Source organism: Novosphingobium sp. ERW19 (assembly GCF_012641315.1).
In the GTDB taxonomy this organism is placed as follows: Bacteria; Pseudomonadota; Alphaproteobacteria; order Sphingomonadales; family Sphingomonadaceae; genus Novosphingobium.
This window is the reverse complement of record NZ_JABAIC010000009.1, coordinates 158,277-174,701: the sequence shown is the minus strand read 5'-3', so window position 1 is coordinate 174,701 and position 16,425 is coordinate 158,277. Positions and strand designations below refer to the sequence as shown.

The following is a 16,425-nucleotide window of genomic DNA, read 5'->3' as shown; positions in this document are numbered from 1 at the left end:
AAGCTGTCTTATACTCGCAACACAGCGCCATGCCTTGGGCCATATCGACGGAGCGTTGCCACAGCTCCATCAACGGCATGATGACCATGATGAAACGATGTGCCGTATTCGGTGCGAGTGGCGGCATCGGCGCCGCCCTGACCGCTCTTCTTGCCGCGCGTGAAGACGTGGCCGAAGTCCATGCCCTGTCGCGCAGCGGCGGCGGCGGCGATGGCAAAATCGTGCCCCACCGCTTCGACCTGCTCGATGAGAGCTCCATCGCCCAGGCCTGCGCAGCGATCGGCGCCCCGCTCGACCTTGTGATCGTGGCGACCGGCCGTCTGGTTCGCGCAACTGGCGAAGGCCCCGAAAAGTCATGGCGCGCGCTGGATGCCGGTGCGATGGCGGAGCTCTACGCGATCAATACCATCGGCCCTGCCCTGATCGCCCGCCACACCCTGCCTCTGCTGCCGAGGGACCGGCCTGCCGTTTTCGCCGCCATATCAGCCCGCGTCGGCTCGATCAGCGACAACCGCCTTGGCGGCTGGCACTCCTACCGCGCCTCGAAAGCGGCGCTGAACATGCTGGTGAAGACTCTCGCCATCGAACTTGCCCGCACCCACCCGCAGGCCGTGGCCGTCACGCTGCATCCGGGCACGGTCGATACCCCCCTCTCACGGCCCTTCCAGCGCGGCGTGCCATCGGAAAAGCTGTTTACCGCCGAACGCTCGGCCGGACACTTGCTCGACGTGATCGACGGCCTGACACCGGCGCAATCCGGCAGGTTGATGGCCTGGGACGGTGCGGAGATCCCGTTCTGACGGTCGCGCCGCACATCGACATATCGAAAGTGAATCCAAAATGGAGCGGGCCGACGCGGACTATTGCGACTTCAGGCTATAGGGTGCCTTGAAGTTCGCCGTAACTTCCCGCCGCACGCTATTCTCAAGAGACGCCGGCAGGAAGGCAAGCACAGACAAGGACCTATTGATACCATGCCGCACCCGGACTCAACGCCTGCGGCATCGCATATGGCTGATCAAACCTGCGAATGACCGGGATCAGGATGAAGTTGGCCATGATGGCAGTTCTGGTTCTGGCCGCAGCCTTGCGCCTTCAGCACATCGATTTTGGTCTGCCCGCGCTCAACGATCCCGACGAACTGATGTTCGAGATGGGAGCCATCCGCATGCTGCGCACCGGCACGCTCAATCCCGGATGGTTCGGCCATCCTGCCACAACCACGATGTATGTTCTCGCGCTGGTCGACGTGCTCGTATTCGGTGCGGGTTACGTCACCGGTCATTTCGCATCACCCGCAGCCTTTGCCGACGCGGTCTTTGCCGATCCGACCTTGATCATCCTGCCGGGACGCATCGCCATGGCCGGGTTCGGAGTCCTCTGCGTCTGGCTGACCATGCGCCTCGCTTCCGAGCTTCTCGATGGCAAGGCAGCGCTGGGTGCGGGCCTCGTCCTTGCGGTCAGCCCTCTGGCGGTGACCTGGGCGCAAGTCATCAGGTCCGACATCATGGCAACAAGCTTTCTGCTTGCCTGCCTGATCGCCACTGCGCTCTTTGCCCGCGAGGCCTCGAAAAGCCGCTTCGTGTGGGCCACAGTCTGGCTGGCGCTGGCCATCGCCACCAAATGGCCGTTTACGCTGGGCGCCCTGGCGATGGTCGCGGTGCTGCTCGATCGCTGGAGGAAAGATGAGGCTACCTTGCGCGAAAGCCTCGCCGGTCTAGCGGTGTTCGGCGCGCTGACCATCGCACTGCTGCTGCTGATTTCCCCCTACCTTGTGCTGGATCACGAAACGCTTTGGCGCAACCTGCAGGGCGAGGCGCAGGCGCATCACCTTGGCGCAACCGGTGGCCCTCCCTGGCAGAACCTGGCGTGGTATGGGCAGGGTCCGGTCCTGACAGGTCTTGGCCTGGCGGGATCACTGCTCGCAATCTGGGGCCTGTGGCTGATCGCGCGCCTCGGGATGGCGGCAAGAGTGCTGCTGCCAGTGCTGCTGGGCTTCATCGTGGTATTGGCAGCGCAACGTCTGGTGTGGGACCGCTGGGCCTTGCCGTTGCTGCCGCTCATGGCGATTGCCATCGGTGCAGCCACAAGCTGGATCACAAACCGGGCCGCCGCGCGTGGATCCTGGGCCCAAAGGCTCGCTCCTGCCGCCGTTCTCGCAGGGGTTGCCCTTCCCTTGGCCGCAGCCTCGCTCGATCGAACTGCGGCGCGGGCGCAGGACACGCGTCAAGCGGCCTCCGCCTGGGCGCTGGCCAACATTCCGCCCGGCTCCACGGTGCTTATCGAACAGTTCGCCTTTGACCTGCAGGGTGCACCATGGCGCATCCTGTTTCCGATGGGCGATGCAGGCTGCGTCGATGCCAAAGCCATGCTGGCGGGCAAGATCGACTATGCCACGATCGAGTCCGCGCGGGGATCACGCGCCATCGTCGATTACGGCACACTTGCGCCTGAACGCGCCGGCTCCTGCGCAGCCGATTATGCGATCATCGCACAGTATGATCGCTACGCAGCCGAGAGCGATCGCTTCCGCGACGAAATGCGAATGTACCAGACGCTATTGCAAAAGGGACAGGAGCGGATCGTGCTTCGCCCGCAAGAAAATGCGCCAAGAAGCGGCCCGGTGGTCAGAATTATTAGCTTCTAAATGAAGGTAACTTTTCGCTTCTTCTCCAAAATGGACGCGAATGGCCGCGCTTTTGGCAAACCTAAGTAATAATGAGGAGTGGTTGGGGCGACGCCCTTATATCATACAATCATTCTGGGGTATACTTTGACCAAAGCGGTCATTCTGGCAGGCGGTCTGGGGACTCGCCTTGGCGAAGAAACGTCTGTTCGCCCAAAACCAATGGTCGAAGTCGGCGGATTTCCGATAATCTGGCACATCATGAAAATATACGCTGCCCATGGCGTGACTGATTTCGTGATATGCCTTGGTTACAAGGGATACGTCATCAAGGAGTTCTTCGCGAATTATTTCCTGCATTCGGCCGATGTAACCATTGATCTTTCGCGCAATGCCATCGAGGTCCACCAGGCCAAGTGCGAGCCATGGAAGGTGACGCTGGTCGAAACCGGTGCCGAAGCGCAGACCGGCGGCCGCCTGCGCGCGGTCCGCTCCCATCTCGATGATGAGCCGTTCTGCTTCACTTATGGCGATGGCGTTGCCGATATCGACGTGACCGCCGAACTCGCCTTCCACCGCGCCCACGGCCGCAAGGCGACCATCGCGGCTGTCGCCCCTCCCGGGCGGTTCGGCGCGCTGGAGTTCGATGGTGACAAGGTGGTCGACTTCAAGGAAAAGCCCGCTGGCGACGGCGGGCTGATCAACGGCGGCTTCTTTGTCCTCGATCCATCGGTCATCGATCTGATCCCCGGCGCCGACACAATCTGGGAAAGCGGCCCGCTGGAAACACTCGCTCGGCAGGGCGAACTCGTCGCCTTCAGGCACAGCGGGTTCTGGCAACCCATGGATACCCTGCGCGACAAGCAATTGCTTGACCGCCTCTGGGCCGAAGGTTCCGCGCCCTGGAAGTGCTGGTAAGCATGGCGCACCAACACGATCCCGCTTTCTGGGCAGGACGCCGGGTCCTGCTGACCGGTCACACCGGTTTCAAGGGCAGCTGGCTATGTTTGTGGCTTACGCAAATGGGCGCCAAGGTCACCGGCCTGTCACTTCCGGCCGAAGAGACGAGCCTGTTCCGCCAGGCACGGATCGATGCGCTGGTCGACCATATCGAAGGCGACATTCGCGATCTGCCCACGTGCGTGGCTGCGGTCGAACGGAGCGATCCCGAAGTCGTATTCCACATGGCCGCGCAACCTCTCGTCCGCCTGTCGTATGATACGCCGGTCGAGACGTTTGCAACCAACGTCCAGGGTACGGTGCACGTGCTCGAAGCGTGCAGACGGGCAAAGGCCCTGCGGGCGATCGTCTGCATCACTTCGGACAAGGCCTACGAGAACCGCGAATGGCTCTGGCCCTATCGCGAAAACGATCCGATGGGGGGGCACGATCCCTATTCCGCCAGCAAAGGCGCGGCAGAGATCGTGATCTCCGCCTATCGCCGCAGCTTCTTCTCGGCCGAAGGGGCAGCTGGTCTTGCCTCGGTCCGCGCCGGCAACGTCATCGGCGGGGGCGACTGGGCACAGGATCGCCTGATCCCGGACATCGTCCGCGCGTTGATCGCCGGTGCGCGCCCGTTGATTCGCAACCCTCATGCCATCCGCCCGTGGCAACACGTACTGGAAGCTCTCGGCGGTTACCTGATGATTGCCGAAGCGCTAGCTTCTGGGAAGTCCTGGGCGGCCGAGGGCTGGAACTTCGGCCCGGCGGATGACGACACTCGGCCGGTTGACTGGATTGCCGACAGGATGACCGCAGCGTGGGGCGCATCCGGCTGGGACCGTCCGGAAACTGCGGCCAACCTGCACGAAGCACACAATCTCAGGCTCGATTGCGCAAAGGCGCGCAGCGTCCTCGGCTGGCGGCCGACCTGGCGGCTCGACGAAGCGCTGCAGCGCATCGTCTCCTGGCACCAGACCGTGGATCGCGGCGACTGCGCCAGAGCCACTTCGCTTGGCCAGCTCACCGAATACCGCGAAAAATTCCAGCAATTCCAATCAGGCCCAACAATTCCAATCAGGCAGTGCATGACATGACAACCGACACCCTTCCCCGCGCTGCCGACGTTCAGGCCGTGGCCGCCCATGCCGACGAAGCCGAGCTGCGCCAGCTGATCTTGAGCCTTTCTGGCGAATATGCCCGCCGTTTCCACGGCCCTCGCCCCTTCGTGCCGGGACAGAGCCCAGTGCCGGTGTCCGGCAAGGTCGTGGGCGAAAGCGAGATGCGCAACCTGGTCGACGCCAGCCTCGACATGTGGCTGACGACAGGGCGCTACAATGCGCTTTTCGAGGAACAGCTGGCCAAACGCATGGGCGTAGCCCACGCGCTCACCACCAATTCCGGCTCGTCGGCAAACCTTCTCGCGCTGGCCGCGCTCACGTCGCACTACCATCGCAGCGAAGCGCTGAAGGCTGGTGACGAAGTCATCACCGTCGCCACCGGCTTTCCCACGACGGTCAATCCCTCGCTGCAATACGGGCTCGTGCCCGTGTTCGTCGACGTCGACATCCCGACCTACAACATCAAGCCGGAAATGATCGAAGCTGCGGTCTCGGAAAAGACCCGCGCGATCATGATCGCCCACACGCTGGGCAACCCGTTCGACCTTGCCGAGGTGATGCGCGTTGCCGAGAAGTACAACCTCTGGGTGGTCGAGGACACCTGCGACGCGCTTGGCGCCACTTATGACGACAAGCCGGTCGGAACCTTCGGCCATCTCGGTACGCTGTCGTTCTACCCTGCCCACCACATCACCATGGGCGAAGGCGGCGCTGTGTTCACCGACAAGCCGCGCCTCAAGCGCGTGGTCGAATCCATCCGCGACTGGGGCCGGGATTGCTGGTGCGCGCCCGGTCAGGACAACACCTGTGGCAAGCGCTTTGCCCGTCGCCTCGGCACCCTGCCGCACGGCTATGACCACAAGTACACGTACGGCCATGTCGGCTATAACCTGAAGATTACCGACATGCAGGCTGCCGTGGGCCTCGCCCAGCTTGCCCAGGTCGATGATTTCATTGCCGCGCGCAGTCGCAACTTTGCCAAGCTGATCGAACTGATGCGCCCGCTCGAGGATGTCTTCATCCTTCCGGAGGCCACCCCGCGCAGCAAGCCAAGCTGGTTCGGCTTCCCGCTGACGATCCGCCCCGAAAGCGGCCTGAACCGCGAAGAGCTCGTCCAGTACCTCAATGACAAGCAGGTCGGCACGCGCCTGCTGTTTGGCGGCAACCTGCTGCATCAGCCCTACATGAAGGGGCGCAATGTTCGTGTTGTTGGCGACCTTGCCAACGCCGATCTCGTGACGACCAACACCTTCTGGATTGGTCTCTATCCGGGTCTTACCGAAGACCATCTTTCCTACAGCGTGGAAATGCTCGCCAATTTCGTCAACGGCAAGCGCTGATCTGTTGGTTAAAAGGACAGGATGACAAGATGAATACTTACGAAAAGCAAATGCTTGCCATTCTCGAAAAGGGTCGGAAAGATCTCGGTTTCGTTGCGGTCAAGGCGGAATTCGAAGCCGAAGGCACACGCTCCGATGAATTCCTTCGCCTGCTCGAACTGGCGCGCCGCGCCGGACTCAAGGTGGCACTGAAGATCGGCGGGTGCGAGGCCATCCGCGATCTTATCGAAGCCCGCCAGTACGGAGTCGACATGATCATCGCCCCGATGGTCGAAACGCCCTATGCGCTCAGCAAGTTCATCGCTGCCAAGAACAAGGTGTTTCCGGCAAAGGAGCAGGAGGACATGTCCTTCCTGTTCAACGTCGAAACTGCGGCAACGTTCGAGCATCTCGAGGAACTTGGCGGCGTGGCGCAGGCAGGCAAGGTCGGCTTCGTCTTCGGCCGCGTGGATTTTGCAGGCTCGCTCGGCCAGGATCGCGGCTTCGTGAATTCACCGGACATGGCGGCCTACGTCAACCGCGTGGCGCAGGAAGCGCGCATTCGCGGCATCGAACTGGTCGTGGGCGGCGGTGTCAGCCCGGATTCGATCCCGCTTCTTTCGGGCGCGCGTCGCCACCGGCTTGACCGCTTCGAGACCCGCAAGGTCGTGTTCGATTCCATCGTGGCCGATGATGGCCGTGCCCAAGCCGGCATGGAACTTGCGATCGAGTTCGAACTGCTCTGGCTGAAGAACAAGCGCGATTTCTACCGCGGCATCGCCGAGGAGGACGCCGCCCGCATCGAAATGATGGAAGCCCGCCAGAAGGTGTCGGCCCGCACGGCGGAAGCAGCCTGACCCCATGGCGCAGACTATTCGTGTTGCAGACCTGATCGCGCGTCTGCTCGTCCAGCATGGCATCAGCGATTGCTTCATGCTGACGGGCGGAGGTGCCATGCACCTGAACGATGCGTTCGGCCGGGAAGCGGGCCTGCGCAAGATCTTCTCCCACCACGAACAGGCCTGCGCCATTGCCGCGGAAAGCTACGGGCGTCTCACGGGACGCCCCGCCCTGGTCAACGTGACGACCGGTCCGGGCGGCGTGAACGCCCTTAACGGCGTATATGGCGCCTATGTCGATTCCGTCCCGATGATCGTCGTTTCGGGGCAGGTGAAGCGCGAGACCATCGCGGGTAACTATCCGCAGATTCCCCTGCGCCAGCTTGGCGATCAGGAAGTCGACATCATCGCGATGGCGCGCCCGATTACCAAGTATGCCGTCTTGCTGCAGGACCCGCAGGACACGCGCCGGGTGGTCGAACGCGCCATTCACCTCGCCCGAAGGGGCAGGCCCGGCCCGGTTTGGATCGACGTACCGATCGACGTTCAGGCAGCCCCGGTAGATCCCGAAGCCTTGGCAGGTTATGATCCTGCGTCTGACGAAGGTCTGGCCGACCTTCCGAGCAATACCGATGCAGAGGCCGGCGCTCTCGAAGGCACTGATCTTGAAGCAGAAGTCGGCGCTTTGCTGGCAGAGATCACGGCAGCCGAACGCCCAGTCGTGTTCGTGGGCGCCGGTGTCCGCCTGTCAGGCACGCATGCCGCGTTTCTCGAATTCGTCGAACGTCTCGGTGCCCCGGTCGTGACCGGCTGGAACGCGCACGACGCCTTGCCGGATGCGCACCCGCTTTATGTCGGGCGGCCCGGCAGCGTGGGCGATCGTGGCGGCAACTTCGCGGTCCAGGCGGCAGACTACGTCCTCGTACTCGGCAGCCGCCTCAATGTCCGCCAGATCAGCTATAACTGGGGCAGCTTTGCCCGCAATGCACGGGTGGCCATGGTCGACATCGACAGCGCCGAACTCGCCAAGCCGACGCTGCGCCTTCACCGACCGATTCATGCTGACCTGCGAGCCTTCTTTGCCGCGGCACGGTCCATGCCCATTCCAGCGGCTGGCGAAGCGCACAGGGCAGCCTATCTCGCCCGCAGTCGCGAACGCTCTGCGCGATACCCCGCCGTGCTGGATTCGATGCGCTCGACCGAAGGACCAAGCAACCCTTACGTGTTTGCCGAAGCCCTGTTCGAGGAACTGGACGAGGGTGACATCATCGTCACCGGTGACGGTACGGCCTGCGTCACGATTTTCCAGGCGGCACGCATCAAGGCCGGCCAGCGGCTCTACACCAACTCCGGCTGCGCCAGCATGGGTTACGATCTTCCCGCAGCGATCGGTGCATACTTCGGGGCCGCAGCCATGGGTGGCGCACCCAAGCGGATCGTCTGCCTTGCCGGTGACGGTTCGATCATGATGAACCTGCAGGAATTGCAGACGATCGTCGGCGCAAATCTGCCAATCAAGATTTTCGTCCTCAATAATGACGGCTACCATTCGATCCGCCAGTCCCAGGTTGCGCACTTCAGCGGCTTTTCGGTTGGTTGCGGGCCAGACAGCGGCCTGACATTTCCCGACTTCGCAAGACTGGCCGATGGTTTCGGACTTCCCGCACGCAAGGCCTGCCGCGATGGTGAGCTGCATTCGGCCATTCGGGCGACGCTGGATGGTCCGGGGCCCCAGCTGTGCGAAGTGATGATAGACAAGGGTCAGCAGTTCGAACCCAAGCTGTCCAGCCGCCGCCTGGCCGATGGCTCGATGGTATCGCCGCCGCTGGAAGACCTTTCGCCTTTCCTCAGCGATGCCGAACTGGCAGAGGCCATGAGCCCCTGCGCCATCCTGAGATAGGCCATGGCGGGGGTGCAGAAATCGCTGATCTTCGACCTCGACGGCACGCTCGTCGATAGTTGCGCGATATGCGTCGAGATTCTCGACGACATGCTGCGCGACCGTGGCAGCGATCTCGTCATCGACCCGGAGTTTGCCCGGCCGTGGATGAGCGAAGGCGGTCCCCGCATGGTCGCCGCGCTGCTCGGGAGCGCCTGTGCCGATCCCGACGAGGAAATAGCCGAATTCCGCGCGCGATATGCCACCAAGCGAACCGCGCGCAGCTCGCTCTTCGCCGATGTCGAGAAAGGTCTGATCGACCTGCGCGAGGCGGGTTTCACGCTGGCAATCTGCTCGAACAAGCCACAGCCCCTCGTCGACCAGGTCCTCGCCGACACGGATCTGGCGCACCTGTTCTCTTCGATCGTGGGCGGACGCCCGGGGATTCCGTCCAAACCTGCACCCGATCTTCTCGAAGCGGTCCTTGAGGAACTGCAGGTTCGGCCGCGCGATTGCCTGTTCATTGGCGACAGCGAAATCGATCACGCCGTGGCCGACTGCCTCGGCATTCCGTTCATGTTCCTCACCCACGGCTACGCAAAAGCTGACTACATCCCCGACCCCGACCGCAGCTTTGACCGGTTCGGAGACCTTGCCTCCACCATTCTGGCAGGCGTCCATGCTTGATCCGATCGTGGCGGAAGCTCTGCGCCGGGACGGGCATCGGATCGTCATCACCGGTTCGGGTGGATGGATCGGCCTTGCGCTGCTCGACTTGCTGAACGCCGCACTTGGTCCTGACGCTCTGCGCGCCCGGGTCCGCGCTTTCGGATCGAGCGCCAGAGAATTGACACTGGCTGACGGCAGCACTCTGCCGCAAGCCGCGCTTTCTTCCATTGCCGACCTCCCCCATGCCCTGACCTGGGTATTTCACACCGCCTTCCTGACCAAGGACCGCGCGTCGGTGATGGACGAGCGTGATTACGCCGCGGCCAATCGCGCCATCACCGGACAAGTGCTTGACGCACTGGACGCGATCGGCACCACCGGTCTGTTCGTTGCCTCGTCAGGCGCCGCCGCAAAAGCGGAAGACGGCAGCGCCCAAGGTGCGCTCGAACTCTACGGGCAGCTCAAGCTCGAAGAGGAAGAGCGCTTCGGCAAATGGGCACAGGATCGTCAGGCCACAGCCGCCATCGTGCGCATCTATGCCTTGCTCGGCCCCCGCATCAACAAGCCCGAAGCCTATGCCATTGCCAGCTTTATCCTTGACGCGCTGGCAGGCAGGCCGATCGCAGTGCGCAGTCCCCGCCAAGTCGTCCGCTCCTACGCCAGCTTGCGCGAACTGCTGAGCCTGGTCCTCGCCACAATGCTGCGCGGGCAGGGCGTATCGCGGTTCGACAGCGGTGGAGAGCCGATGGAGCTGGGGGACGTCGCCCGGCTCGTCGCCAGCCTGATGCCGGAAGGCAGCGTCGAGCGTGCGGCGATCACCGCGCCCGATGCCGACATCTATCACGGGGACGGCGCACGCTACGATGCCCTTCTCCGGACGCACGGGATCGCCCGCGTGCCGCTGCTTCAGGGCATCAGAGAAACGATGGACTGGCTCGGACAGTCGCACCCCAAGGCCCTTGTTCCCGGCGTGCCGGCCCCAGCCTGATCGAGAAAAGAAGACGTCATGCCTATCACCCCCTCCCCCGCTCGCACCGCGCCTTTCGCGCGGGCCATAGTTCCCGCCCTCGCCGGGGGCTTGCTGGCCTTTGCCATGCCCGCACTTGCGCAGCAGGAATCGCAACAGAACTCGCAGCAGAATGGGCAGCGTGACAGCAGCGACAGCGAAAGCGCAAATACCTCGACCCTGTTCACGCCGCTCGACATCACGCCATCGGCAAGAAGCAGCACCGAGCGCGACGTTTCCGCCGAAGGCTCGTCCGGTTCCGGCACCGACAAGGCCGCCCGCGAAACATCGGGCGGCGATATCGAACGCCCCGAACCGAAGCTGAGCGAATTCGAACAGTTCCTCGCCAGCATGGCCGGCCGCAAGGTGCCGCGCTTCGGCGCCGATCTGCTGGTGCCAAGTGCCACCGATTACTCCGTGCCCTCGGCCCTCGTCATTCCGCCCGATTATCCCATCGGCGTGGGCGATGTCATTGCGATCAACCTGACCGGATCGGTCGTCGGCAGCGCCGAATTCCCGGTCGACGCCAACGGGCGCATCTTTCTCCCGAACATTGGCGAGGTCAGCCTCATCGGGGTGCGCTATCGCGATCTCAAGCGGCACGTCTCGCAGGCGATCGGCGCGCAATATCGCGGCTACGACGTGTCTGTCAGCATCAAGAAGCTCCACGGCATCCGGGTGTTCGTGACAGGCTTCGCGCAGAAGCCGGGCGTCTACACCGTGAATTCCCTGTCTACGCTGCTCGGTGCTCTGGTCGCTGCGGGCGGCCCCAATGCGGGCGGCAGCCTGCGCAGCGTCAAGCTCTACCGCAACGGGCAGGAAGTGCAGGATTTCGATCTCTACGACATCCTGCGCAAGGGCGATCGTTCACGCGATCCGATACTGCGCAACGAGGACGTGCTGTTCGTGCCCGCAGTCGGCAAGCAGGTCGCGGTGATCGGCAGCGCGAACGAGGAAGCGATCTACGAACTGCGCGGACAGGAGACGCTGGAGGATCTTCTGGCCTACGCCGGCGGCCCGAACCAGCTGGCCGATCCCGATCGTGTCATCCTCTACCGCCTTGCAGACCGCGACAGCGTCGGCAGCCGCGAGCTGCCTCGCGCCCAGCTCGCCCTCTCCCCGGCCGAGGGCGGCGACGTTCTCCAGATCCTCGCCAAGGGCAGCCTCGCCCGCCCCATAGAAAAGCAGTCCGTGCTCGTGCGGCTCGAGGGCGAGGTTCAGCGGCCCGGAAACTACTTCGTCGCCCCCGGCACATCGGTCAGCGAAGTCGTCCGCCTTGCCGGCGGCTTCACCAGCCGGGCATTCGTCTATGGAACGGTGTTCAGCCGCGCCACGGTCCGCGAGCAACAGCGCGAAAGCTTCAGGGCTGCGGTCGAACAGCTTGAACAGATGGTCAATGCCGCCGCCCTCACCGGCTATGCCTCGCAAAGCCAGCCTTACCGTGAAGCGCAACTGGCATCGGCCAGGGCCCTGCTGCAAAGAATGCGCACCGCAGAACCCGATGGGCGCCTGGTGATGAACATCACGCCGACCGCGACGAGTCTGCCCGAAACGGTCGTCCTCGAAAACAACGATCGCATCATCGTTCCGCCGCGCGTCGATACGGTGGGCGTATTCGGCGCGGTATACCGGCCGGCCTCGTTCCTGCTCGATCCGGCACGCAGCGGCAAGGTGAAGGACTATCTGGAATCGGCCGGCGGCGTCCAGCGCTCGGCCGACAAGGGCGCGATCTTCGTTGTCCACGCCAATGGCGCAGTGGAGACCAAACGCAAGGGCGCGCTCGACAGCACGGCGTTGCCGGGTGACGTGCTGTTCGTGCCGGTTCGCACGCAATCGTCCACGCTGCTGGCCAAGATCAAGGACATTACCCAGATCATCTTCCAGGCCGGCATCAGTGCCGCAGCCCTTGCGGCGATCAAGTGATGACACCGCGCAAGAGCCTTGTCGGCAGCCTCGTGCACGGGCGTATCATCGGCAACGATCGCGTCCGTCGCACCGGTCTTGCTGTCGCGCTGGTGATCTGTGCCGTGTTGACGGTTTACCCGCAGAACTACCGCGCTGCGGTAAGCCTGACGCCAAGCGATCCCTCCACGCTCGGCCTCTCGGGCACGCTCAGCCAGCTTGGTGCCGGCGCCAACATCTTCGGCAACCAGACGGCGATCGAAGTCAGCCTGAAGGTCGCGCGAAGCGTATATGTCCGCCAGCTCGTCGCCCGGCGCGTCAAGCTGGGTGAGCGGCTTGGCCTGACCGAGACGCAAGGCCTGCGCTGGCTCGAAAAGAACGTCGACGTACGCATCATGCGCGGCGGGATCATCGAGATCGAGATGGTCCGCCGTGACGGTGATTTCGCGCGCGATGTGGTCGCAACTTATGCCGATGCGGTGCGCGAGCAGCTTGGCGTGATCTCGCGCGAGCAAACCGCCTACAAGCGCCGCATTCTGGAACAATTGGTCGATCAGGCAGCGCAGCGGCTGGATCGGGCACAGGCCGAATTCGATACCTTCCGCCTCAACACGCGCTATGGCGATCCTCAGTCGGCGGTGCAGGAAGTGGCCAAGAAAGTCCCTGCGCTCGATGCGCAGATCGAGGCCAAGCAGTCCGAACTCAATGCGCTGCGCCGTTTTGCCACGGACCAGAACATTCTCGTCCAGCGCGCCCAGGTTGAACTGCAGGAACTGCTGCGGCGTCGCGCGCTTGCAGCCGAACCCCAGCCGCAACAGCGCGGCTCGGTCGGGCAGGTGGTCCAGGAATCGACCAAGGGCCTCAGGCTGCGGCGCGAGCTTGATGTCGCCCAGTCGCTCTACGACAACTACAAGCGTTTCCTGCAGGGCACGTCGGTCGAGGACCTGACTTCCACTGCCAACATCCGCATTCTCGAACCGGCCTATGTCGATCCGGACCGCCAGTACAACCTCCCTGCCCTGGCGATCGGGCTGCTCCTGTTGCTGCTCGGGCTGGCCGTGGAATTCTACAAGCTGCGTCCTCCCCCGGGAGAGCCGCGAAAGGTCGTGCAATGACCTGCGCCAGCACCGCCCCGACACGCGCTCTCGTTTCGGCAGATGCCACCGGGATCGAGGACATCTCGGTCGTGATCCCGTGCTACAACGAGGAACTCAACGCCGAAGCCATTGCCGCGGCGGTCATCGCCGAGCTTGAGAAGACCGGAGCCAGCTTCGAAATCCTGTTCATCGACAATTGCTCCACCGACCGCACGGTGCCGATCATCCGGGAAATGTGCGCGCGCGATCCGCGCATCCGCCTGATCGTCAACACCCGCAACTTCGGGCAGATGCGCTCGCCTACGCATGGGATCTTCGCGGCGCGCGGGCGGGCCGTCATCGGCATGTGCGCCGATTTCCAGGATTCGCCTGCCCTGCTTCCTCAGTTCGTGGAACGCTGGCGAGCAGGCGTGGACATCGTACTGGGCGTCCGCGAAGCCGAGGATTCCGGAACCGTGCTACGCGCGGTGCGTGGCCTGTCCTACTGGCTCGCCAAGAACTTCGGCGATTTCCAGACCATTCCCAATGCCACCGGCTTTGGTCTCTACAGCCGCCGTGTCGTCGATGCGATCAAGGCGCTGAATGAGCCTGAACCGTTCTATCGCGGGCTGCTGGTAGAAACGGGCTTCCCGCTTGAAACGATCGGCTATGTCCGCCCGCCCCGGGCGCGTGGCGCATCGAAGAACAACTTCTTCACTCTGCTCGACTTCGCGGTAACGGGGTTGACCGGCTCGTCCAAGCGTCTCCTGCGCGTGCCGCTTTACTTCGGAGTGGTCGGCATCGTGATCGCCTTGGCCATGCTGGTCGGCGCAGGCATCGCCTTCTTTACCGGTCGCCCCATCGCCGGGTGGCTGATCGGCAGCGTGATGCAGGCGCAGGTTTCGCTGATCTTCGGCTTCCTTGGGCTTATGGGAGACCATGTTCGTCAGATTTCGGAGCGGACCCGGGCAGCCCCGCTCGTCCACGAACGGGAACGCTACAATTTCCCGCAAGATTACTGACATGCCGCGCGCGGGCATGGTTGAGATTGTGCGCTATCTGGTTGCCGGAGCGATGAACACCGCCTTCGGCTTCGGCATCTACGCCGCTCTGGTATGGCTGGGCCTCGATCGGTATCTGGCGCAGGCCATCGGGTACGTCCTTGGCACCGCGTTCAACTATGTCACCTACTCGCGCGGCGTGTTCATCGGCAGCGGCCCGGCAAAACTCCGCTTCGTGGCTTCATACCTCGGCAACTACATCGTCAACCTGCTCGTCCTGCGCCTGGCTTCGCAATACATACCCAACCCTTATGCTGCAGGCGCGGCAACCACCGCCTTCGGTGTCATCCTGAACTATCTCGTCCTCAAGCGCTGGGTCTTCCGGCCCTCGGCCTCCTGATCATGGCCAGACGCGCAGGGCTCCGCTTCGAATGGGCGATGGCCGCGCTCATTGCCGCGATGACCGTGTGGAACATGTGGCACCTCGTCACGCGGGGATATCTGCCGCAGCCGTTCTTCTATGAATCGTCCGACACCTGGATGGACTGGTTCAACACCGCCTGGTGGGCGCACGACCGCGGCATCTACGATAGCTGGGCCTCGATCTACCCGCCGATTTCGTTCGTCGTCCTGCGCCCCCTCGGCCTCGCATCCTGCTATGCGCAGACGACGGCCGGGCTCGAGGTCCGCACGTGTGACTGGCTCGGCATCGCCGCGATCCATGGCTTCTATCTTCTGGATATCGTCCTTTGCGCATTGGCATTTGCCAAGCTGGACCGGCGCACCGCCATACCGCGATCCTTTGCGCTCACCGCGGGCATGCCGCTGCTTTATGGCTTGGAGCGCGGCAATCTCATCCTGCTGGCCTTTGCCTGCATGATCCTGGCCTTTGGCCCGTTGCTGAAGTCGGCCCGCCTGCGGTGGCTGAGCCTTGCCGTGGCGATCAATCTCAAGGTCTATCTGGTGGCAGCCCTGGCGGCACAACTGCTGCGTCGCCGCTGGCGCTGGTTCGAAGGCGGCGCAATCGCCTTTGTCGCTGTCTACCTCGCCTCCTTTGCCATGCTCGGCATCGGCACGCCCGGCGAGATCGTCGGCAACATCACGGCCTTCTCTGGCGGCTTCAATGCCGCAAGCGTCCTTGATGTCTGGTATCCGGTGACGTTCATCCCGATGAAGTCGCTGCTGAACAGCACCGATTTCCCGATCACTGCACTGGTCGGTTCGCAGCTGGTCGAGACCGGCGATCCGATCATTTCCCTGATTCTTCGCCTGGGTCAGGCCAGCATGGTGCTCGGTGCCGCCGCCATCTGGTTCCGCCCACAGGCGGTGCCGGCCCACCGGGCCACGCTGCTGGCCGTCAGCCTCGCCCTGATCACTTCGGAAGCCGGCGGCTACACCCCCGCCCTGATACTGCTGTTCGTGATGATGGAGCGCTGGGAAGGCTGGCTGCGCCCCGCCGCCATCGTCATCGCCTATGTCCTGTCACTTCCCGGCGAGATCGTATTTTCGACCATCCCTTCGATGATCCAGGACAGCTTCTTTGCCGGGCGCACCGTCACCGTCCAGCACGGCATCGGGCTCGGCATGTTCATCCGGCCGGTCCTGAACATCCTGGCCCCCAGCCTGCTGGCGTGGCACACCATCGCGCTCGTCTGGCGCGCCGTGATGGAGGACAGAGAAGCCGACGCGCGCAATTGCGTGTGAGAATGGAGCGGGCGAAGGGATGAGCCAACCCTGAACTCAGCGATGCGGCGAAATAAGAGGCTGGAGCGGGTGAAGGGAATCGAACCCTCGTATTCAGCTTGGGAAGCTGCTGCTCTACCATTGAGCTACACCCGCGCGGCCGTGGAGGCTGCCTGATCCGGGGCTGCCGGATGCGCTGCCTCTGGCATGATCGAGGGGCGGTCGTCAACCTTGCGGCTGCGGTTCGCCGCATTTGCCCGATGCACGTGTCGGCTTGCCACTGAACGGTGTGCGCGATCAGCGTATGGCCCCTGCCTTGGTCATGCGCGAGTATCATCCGGTACAGCGCCAAACCCTTTTCGCAA

14 protein-coding genes and 1 tRNA gene are annotated in these 16,425 nt (G+C 63.4%); 14 read left to right on the top strand and 1 reads right to left on the bottom strand.

Features of this window, described 5'->3' with window-relative positions; translation table 11 throughout:
• Positions 1 to 86 precede the first annotated feature (86 nt).
• The 14 genes from HGI46_RS17100 (at position 87) to HGI46_RS17035 (ending at position 16,081) form a co-directional block, all read left to right on the top strand.
• Positions 87 to 800, top strand: coding sequence for an SDR family NAD(P)-dependent oxidoreductase (locus HGI46_RS17100; protein WP_168905212.1), 714 nt, complete (start codon positions 87 to 89; stop codon positions 798 to 800).
• A 245-nt stretch (positions 801 to 1,045) separates the two neighbouring features.
• A complete protein-coding gene (locus HGI46_RS17095; protein ID WP_206065794.1) occupies positions 1,046 to 2,647 on the top strand; it encodes a glycosyltransferase family 39 protein in 1,602 nt (533 codons plus the stop codon).
• A gap of 141 nt (positions 2,648 to 2,788) precedes the next feature.
• Positions 2,789 to 3,544, top strand: coding sequence for a glucose-1-phosphate cytidylyltransferase (gene rfbF, locus HGI46_RS17090; RefSeq protein WP_305036990.1), 756 nt, complete (start codon positions 2,789 to 2,791; stop codon positions 3,542 to 3,544).
• Positions 3,545 to 3,546: 2 nt separating this feature from the next.
• Positions 3,547 to 4,662: a CDP-glucose 4,6-dehydratase gene (gene rfbG / locus HGI46_RS17085; protein ID WP_168905210.1), complete on the top strand. Its 1,116-nt coding sequence runs from the start codon at positions 3,547 to 3,549 to the stop codon at positions 4,660 to 4,662.
• Positions 4,659 to 6,026 (top strand): lipopolysaccharide biosynthesis protein RfbH, encoded by a 1,368-nt coding sequence (gene rfbH, locus HGI46_RS17080; RefSeq protein WP_168905209.1) that lies wholly within the window; start codon positions 4,659 to 4,661, stop codon positions 6,024 to 6,026. Before rfbG ends, rfbH begins: the two co-directional genes overlap by 4 nt.
• Positions 6,027 to 6,055: 29 nt before the next feature.
• Positions 6,056 to 6,862: an aldolase/citrate lyase family protein gene (locus HGI46_RS17075; RefSeq protein WP_118073158.1), complete on the top strand. Its 807-nt coding sequence runs from the start codon at positions 6,056 to 6,058 to the stop codon at positions 6,860 to 6,862.
• Positions 6,863 to 6,866: 4 nt separating this feature from the next.
• Positions 6,867 to 8,744: a thiamine pyrophosphate-binding protein gene (locus HGI46_RS17070; RefSeq protein ID WP_168905208.1), complete on the top strand. Its 1,878-nt coding sequence runs from the start codon at positions 6,867 to 6,869 to the stop codon at positions 8,742 to 8,744.
• A 3-nt stretch (positions 8,745 to 8,747) separates the two neighbouring features.
• The gene (locus HGI46_RS17065) at positions 8,748 to 9,410 is read left to right on the top strand and encodes an HAD-IA family hydrolase (protein ID WP_168905207.1); all 663 of its coding nucleotides are present in this window, start codon (positions 8,748 to 8,750) and stop codon (positions 9,408 to 9,410) included.
• Complete coding sequence (locus HGI46_RS17060) at positions 9,403 to 10,380, top strand: NAD(P)-dependent oxidoreductase (RefSeq protein ID WP_168905206.1); 978 nt, start codon at positions 9,403 to 9,405, stop codon at positions 10,378 to 10,380. The genes HGI46_RS17065 and HGI46_RS17060 overlap by 8 nt, the downstream gene beginning before the upstream one ends.
• An 18-nt stretch (positions 10,381 to 10,398) precedes the next feature.
• Positions 10,399 to 12,321 (top strand): SLBB domain-containing protein, encoded by a 1,923-nt coding sequence (locus HGI46_RS17055; protein ID WP_168905205.1) that lies wholly within the window; start codon positions 10,399 to 10,401, stop codon positions 12,319 to 12,321.
• Positions 12,321 to 13,415: a hypothetical protein gene (locus HGI46_RS17050; protein ID WP_168905204.1), complete on the top strand. Its 1,095-nt coding sequence runs from the start codon at positions 12,321 to 12,323 to the stop codon at positions 13,413 to 13,415. Before HGI46_RS17055 ends, HGI46_RS17050 begins: the two co-directional genes overlap by 1 nt.
• Positions 13,412 to 14,398 (top strand): glycosyltransferase family 2 protein, encoded by a 987-nt coding sequence (locus HGI46_RS17045; RefSeq protein ID WP_168905203.1) that lies wholly within the window; start codon positions 13,412 to 13,414, stop codon positions 14,396 to 14,398. The genes HGI46_RS17050 and HGI46_RS17045 overlap by 4 nt, the downstream gene beginning before the upstream one ends.
• 16 nt (positions 14,399 to 14,414) lie before the next feature.
• Positions 14,415 to 14,777: a GtrA family protein gene (locus HGI46_RS17040; protein ID WP_162895957.1), complete on the top strand. Its 363-nt coding sequence runs from the start codon at positions 14,415 to 14,417 to the stop codon at positions 14,775 to 14,777.
• Positions 14,778 to 14,815: 38 nt separating this feature from the next.
• Entirely contained in the window at positions 14,816 to 16,081 is a 1,266-nt protein-coding gene (locus HGI46_RS17035) for a glycosyltransferase 87 family protein (RefSeq protein ID WP_206065793.1), read from the top strand.
• Positions 16,082 to 16,142: 61 nt separating this feature from the next.
• Here the strand turns inward: HGI46_RS17035 and HGI46_RS17030 are convergent.
• Positions 16,143 to 16,216: transfer RNA gene (locus HGI46_RS17030), tRNA-Gly, on the bottom strand.
• Positions 16,217 to 16,425: the final 209 nt, after the last annotated feature.

Excerpts from the sequence above, each read along its gene's own strand:
- HGI46_RS17100 (WP_168905212.1), top strand. The coding sequence starts at position 87 with ATGATGAAACGATGTGCCGTATTCGGTGCGAGTGGCGGCATCGGCGCC.
- HGI46_RS17095 (WP_206065794.1), top strand. The coding sequence starts at position 1,046 with ATGAAGTTGGCCATGATGGCAGTTCTGGTTCTGGCCGCAGCCTTGCGC.
- rfbG (WP_168905210.1), top strand. The coding sequence starts at position 3,547 with ATGGCGCACCAACACGATCCCGCTTTCTGGGCAGGACGCCGGGTCCTG.
- rfbH (WP_168905209.1), top strand. The coding sequence starts at position 4,659 with ATGACAACCGACACCCTTCCCCGCGCTGCCGACGTTCAGGCCGTGGCC.
- HGI46_RS17075 (WP_118073158.1), top strand. The coding sequence starts at position 6,056 with ATGAATACTTACGAAAAGCAAATGCTTGCCATTCTCGAAAAGGGTCGG.
- HGI46_RS17070 (WP_168905208.1), top strand. The coding sequence starts at position 6,867 with ATGGCGCAGACTATTCGTGTTGCAGACCTGATCGCGCGTCTGCTCGTC.
- HGI46_RS17065 (WP_168905207.1), top strand. The coding sequence starts at position 8,748 with ATGGCGGGGGTGCAGAAATCGCTGATCTTCGACCTCGACGGCACGCTC.
- HGI46_RS17060 (WP_168905206.1), top strand. The coding sequence starts at position 9,403 with ATGCTTGATCCGATCGTGGCGGAAGCTCTGCGCCGGGACGGGCATCGG.
- HGI46_RS17055 (WP_168905205.1), top strand. The coding sequence starts at position 10,399 with ATGCCTATCACCCCCTCCCCCGCTCGCACCGCGCCTTTCGCGCGGGCC.
- HGI46_RS17050 (WP_168905204.1), top strand. The coding sequence starts at position 12,321 with ATGACACCGCGCAAGAGCCTTGTCGGCAGCCTCGTGCACGGGCGTATC.
- HGI46_RS17045 (WP_168905203.1), top strand. The coding sequence starts at position 13,412 with ATGACCTGCGCCAGCACCGCCCCGACACGCGCTCTCGTTTCGGCAGAT.
- HGI46_RS17040 (WP_162895957.1), top strand. The coding sequence starts at position 14,415 with ATGGTTGAGATTGTGCGCTATCTGGTTGCCGGAGCGATGAACACCGCC.
- HGI46_RS17035 (WP_206065793.1), top strand. The coding sequence starts at position 14,816 with ATGGCCGCGCTCATTGCCGCGATGACCGTGTGGAACATGTGGCACCTC.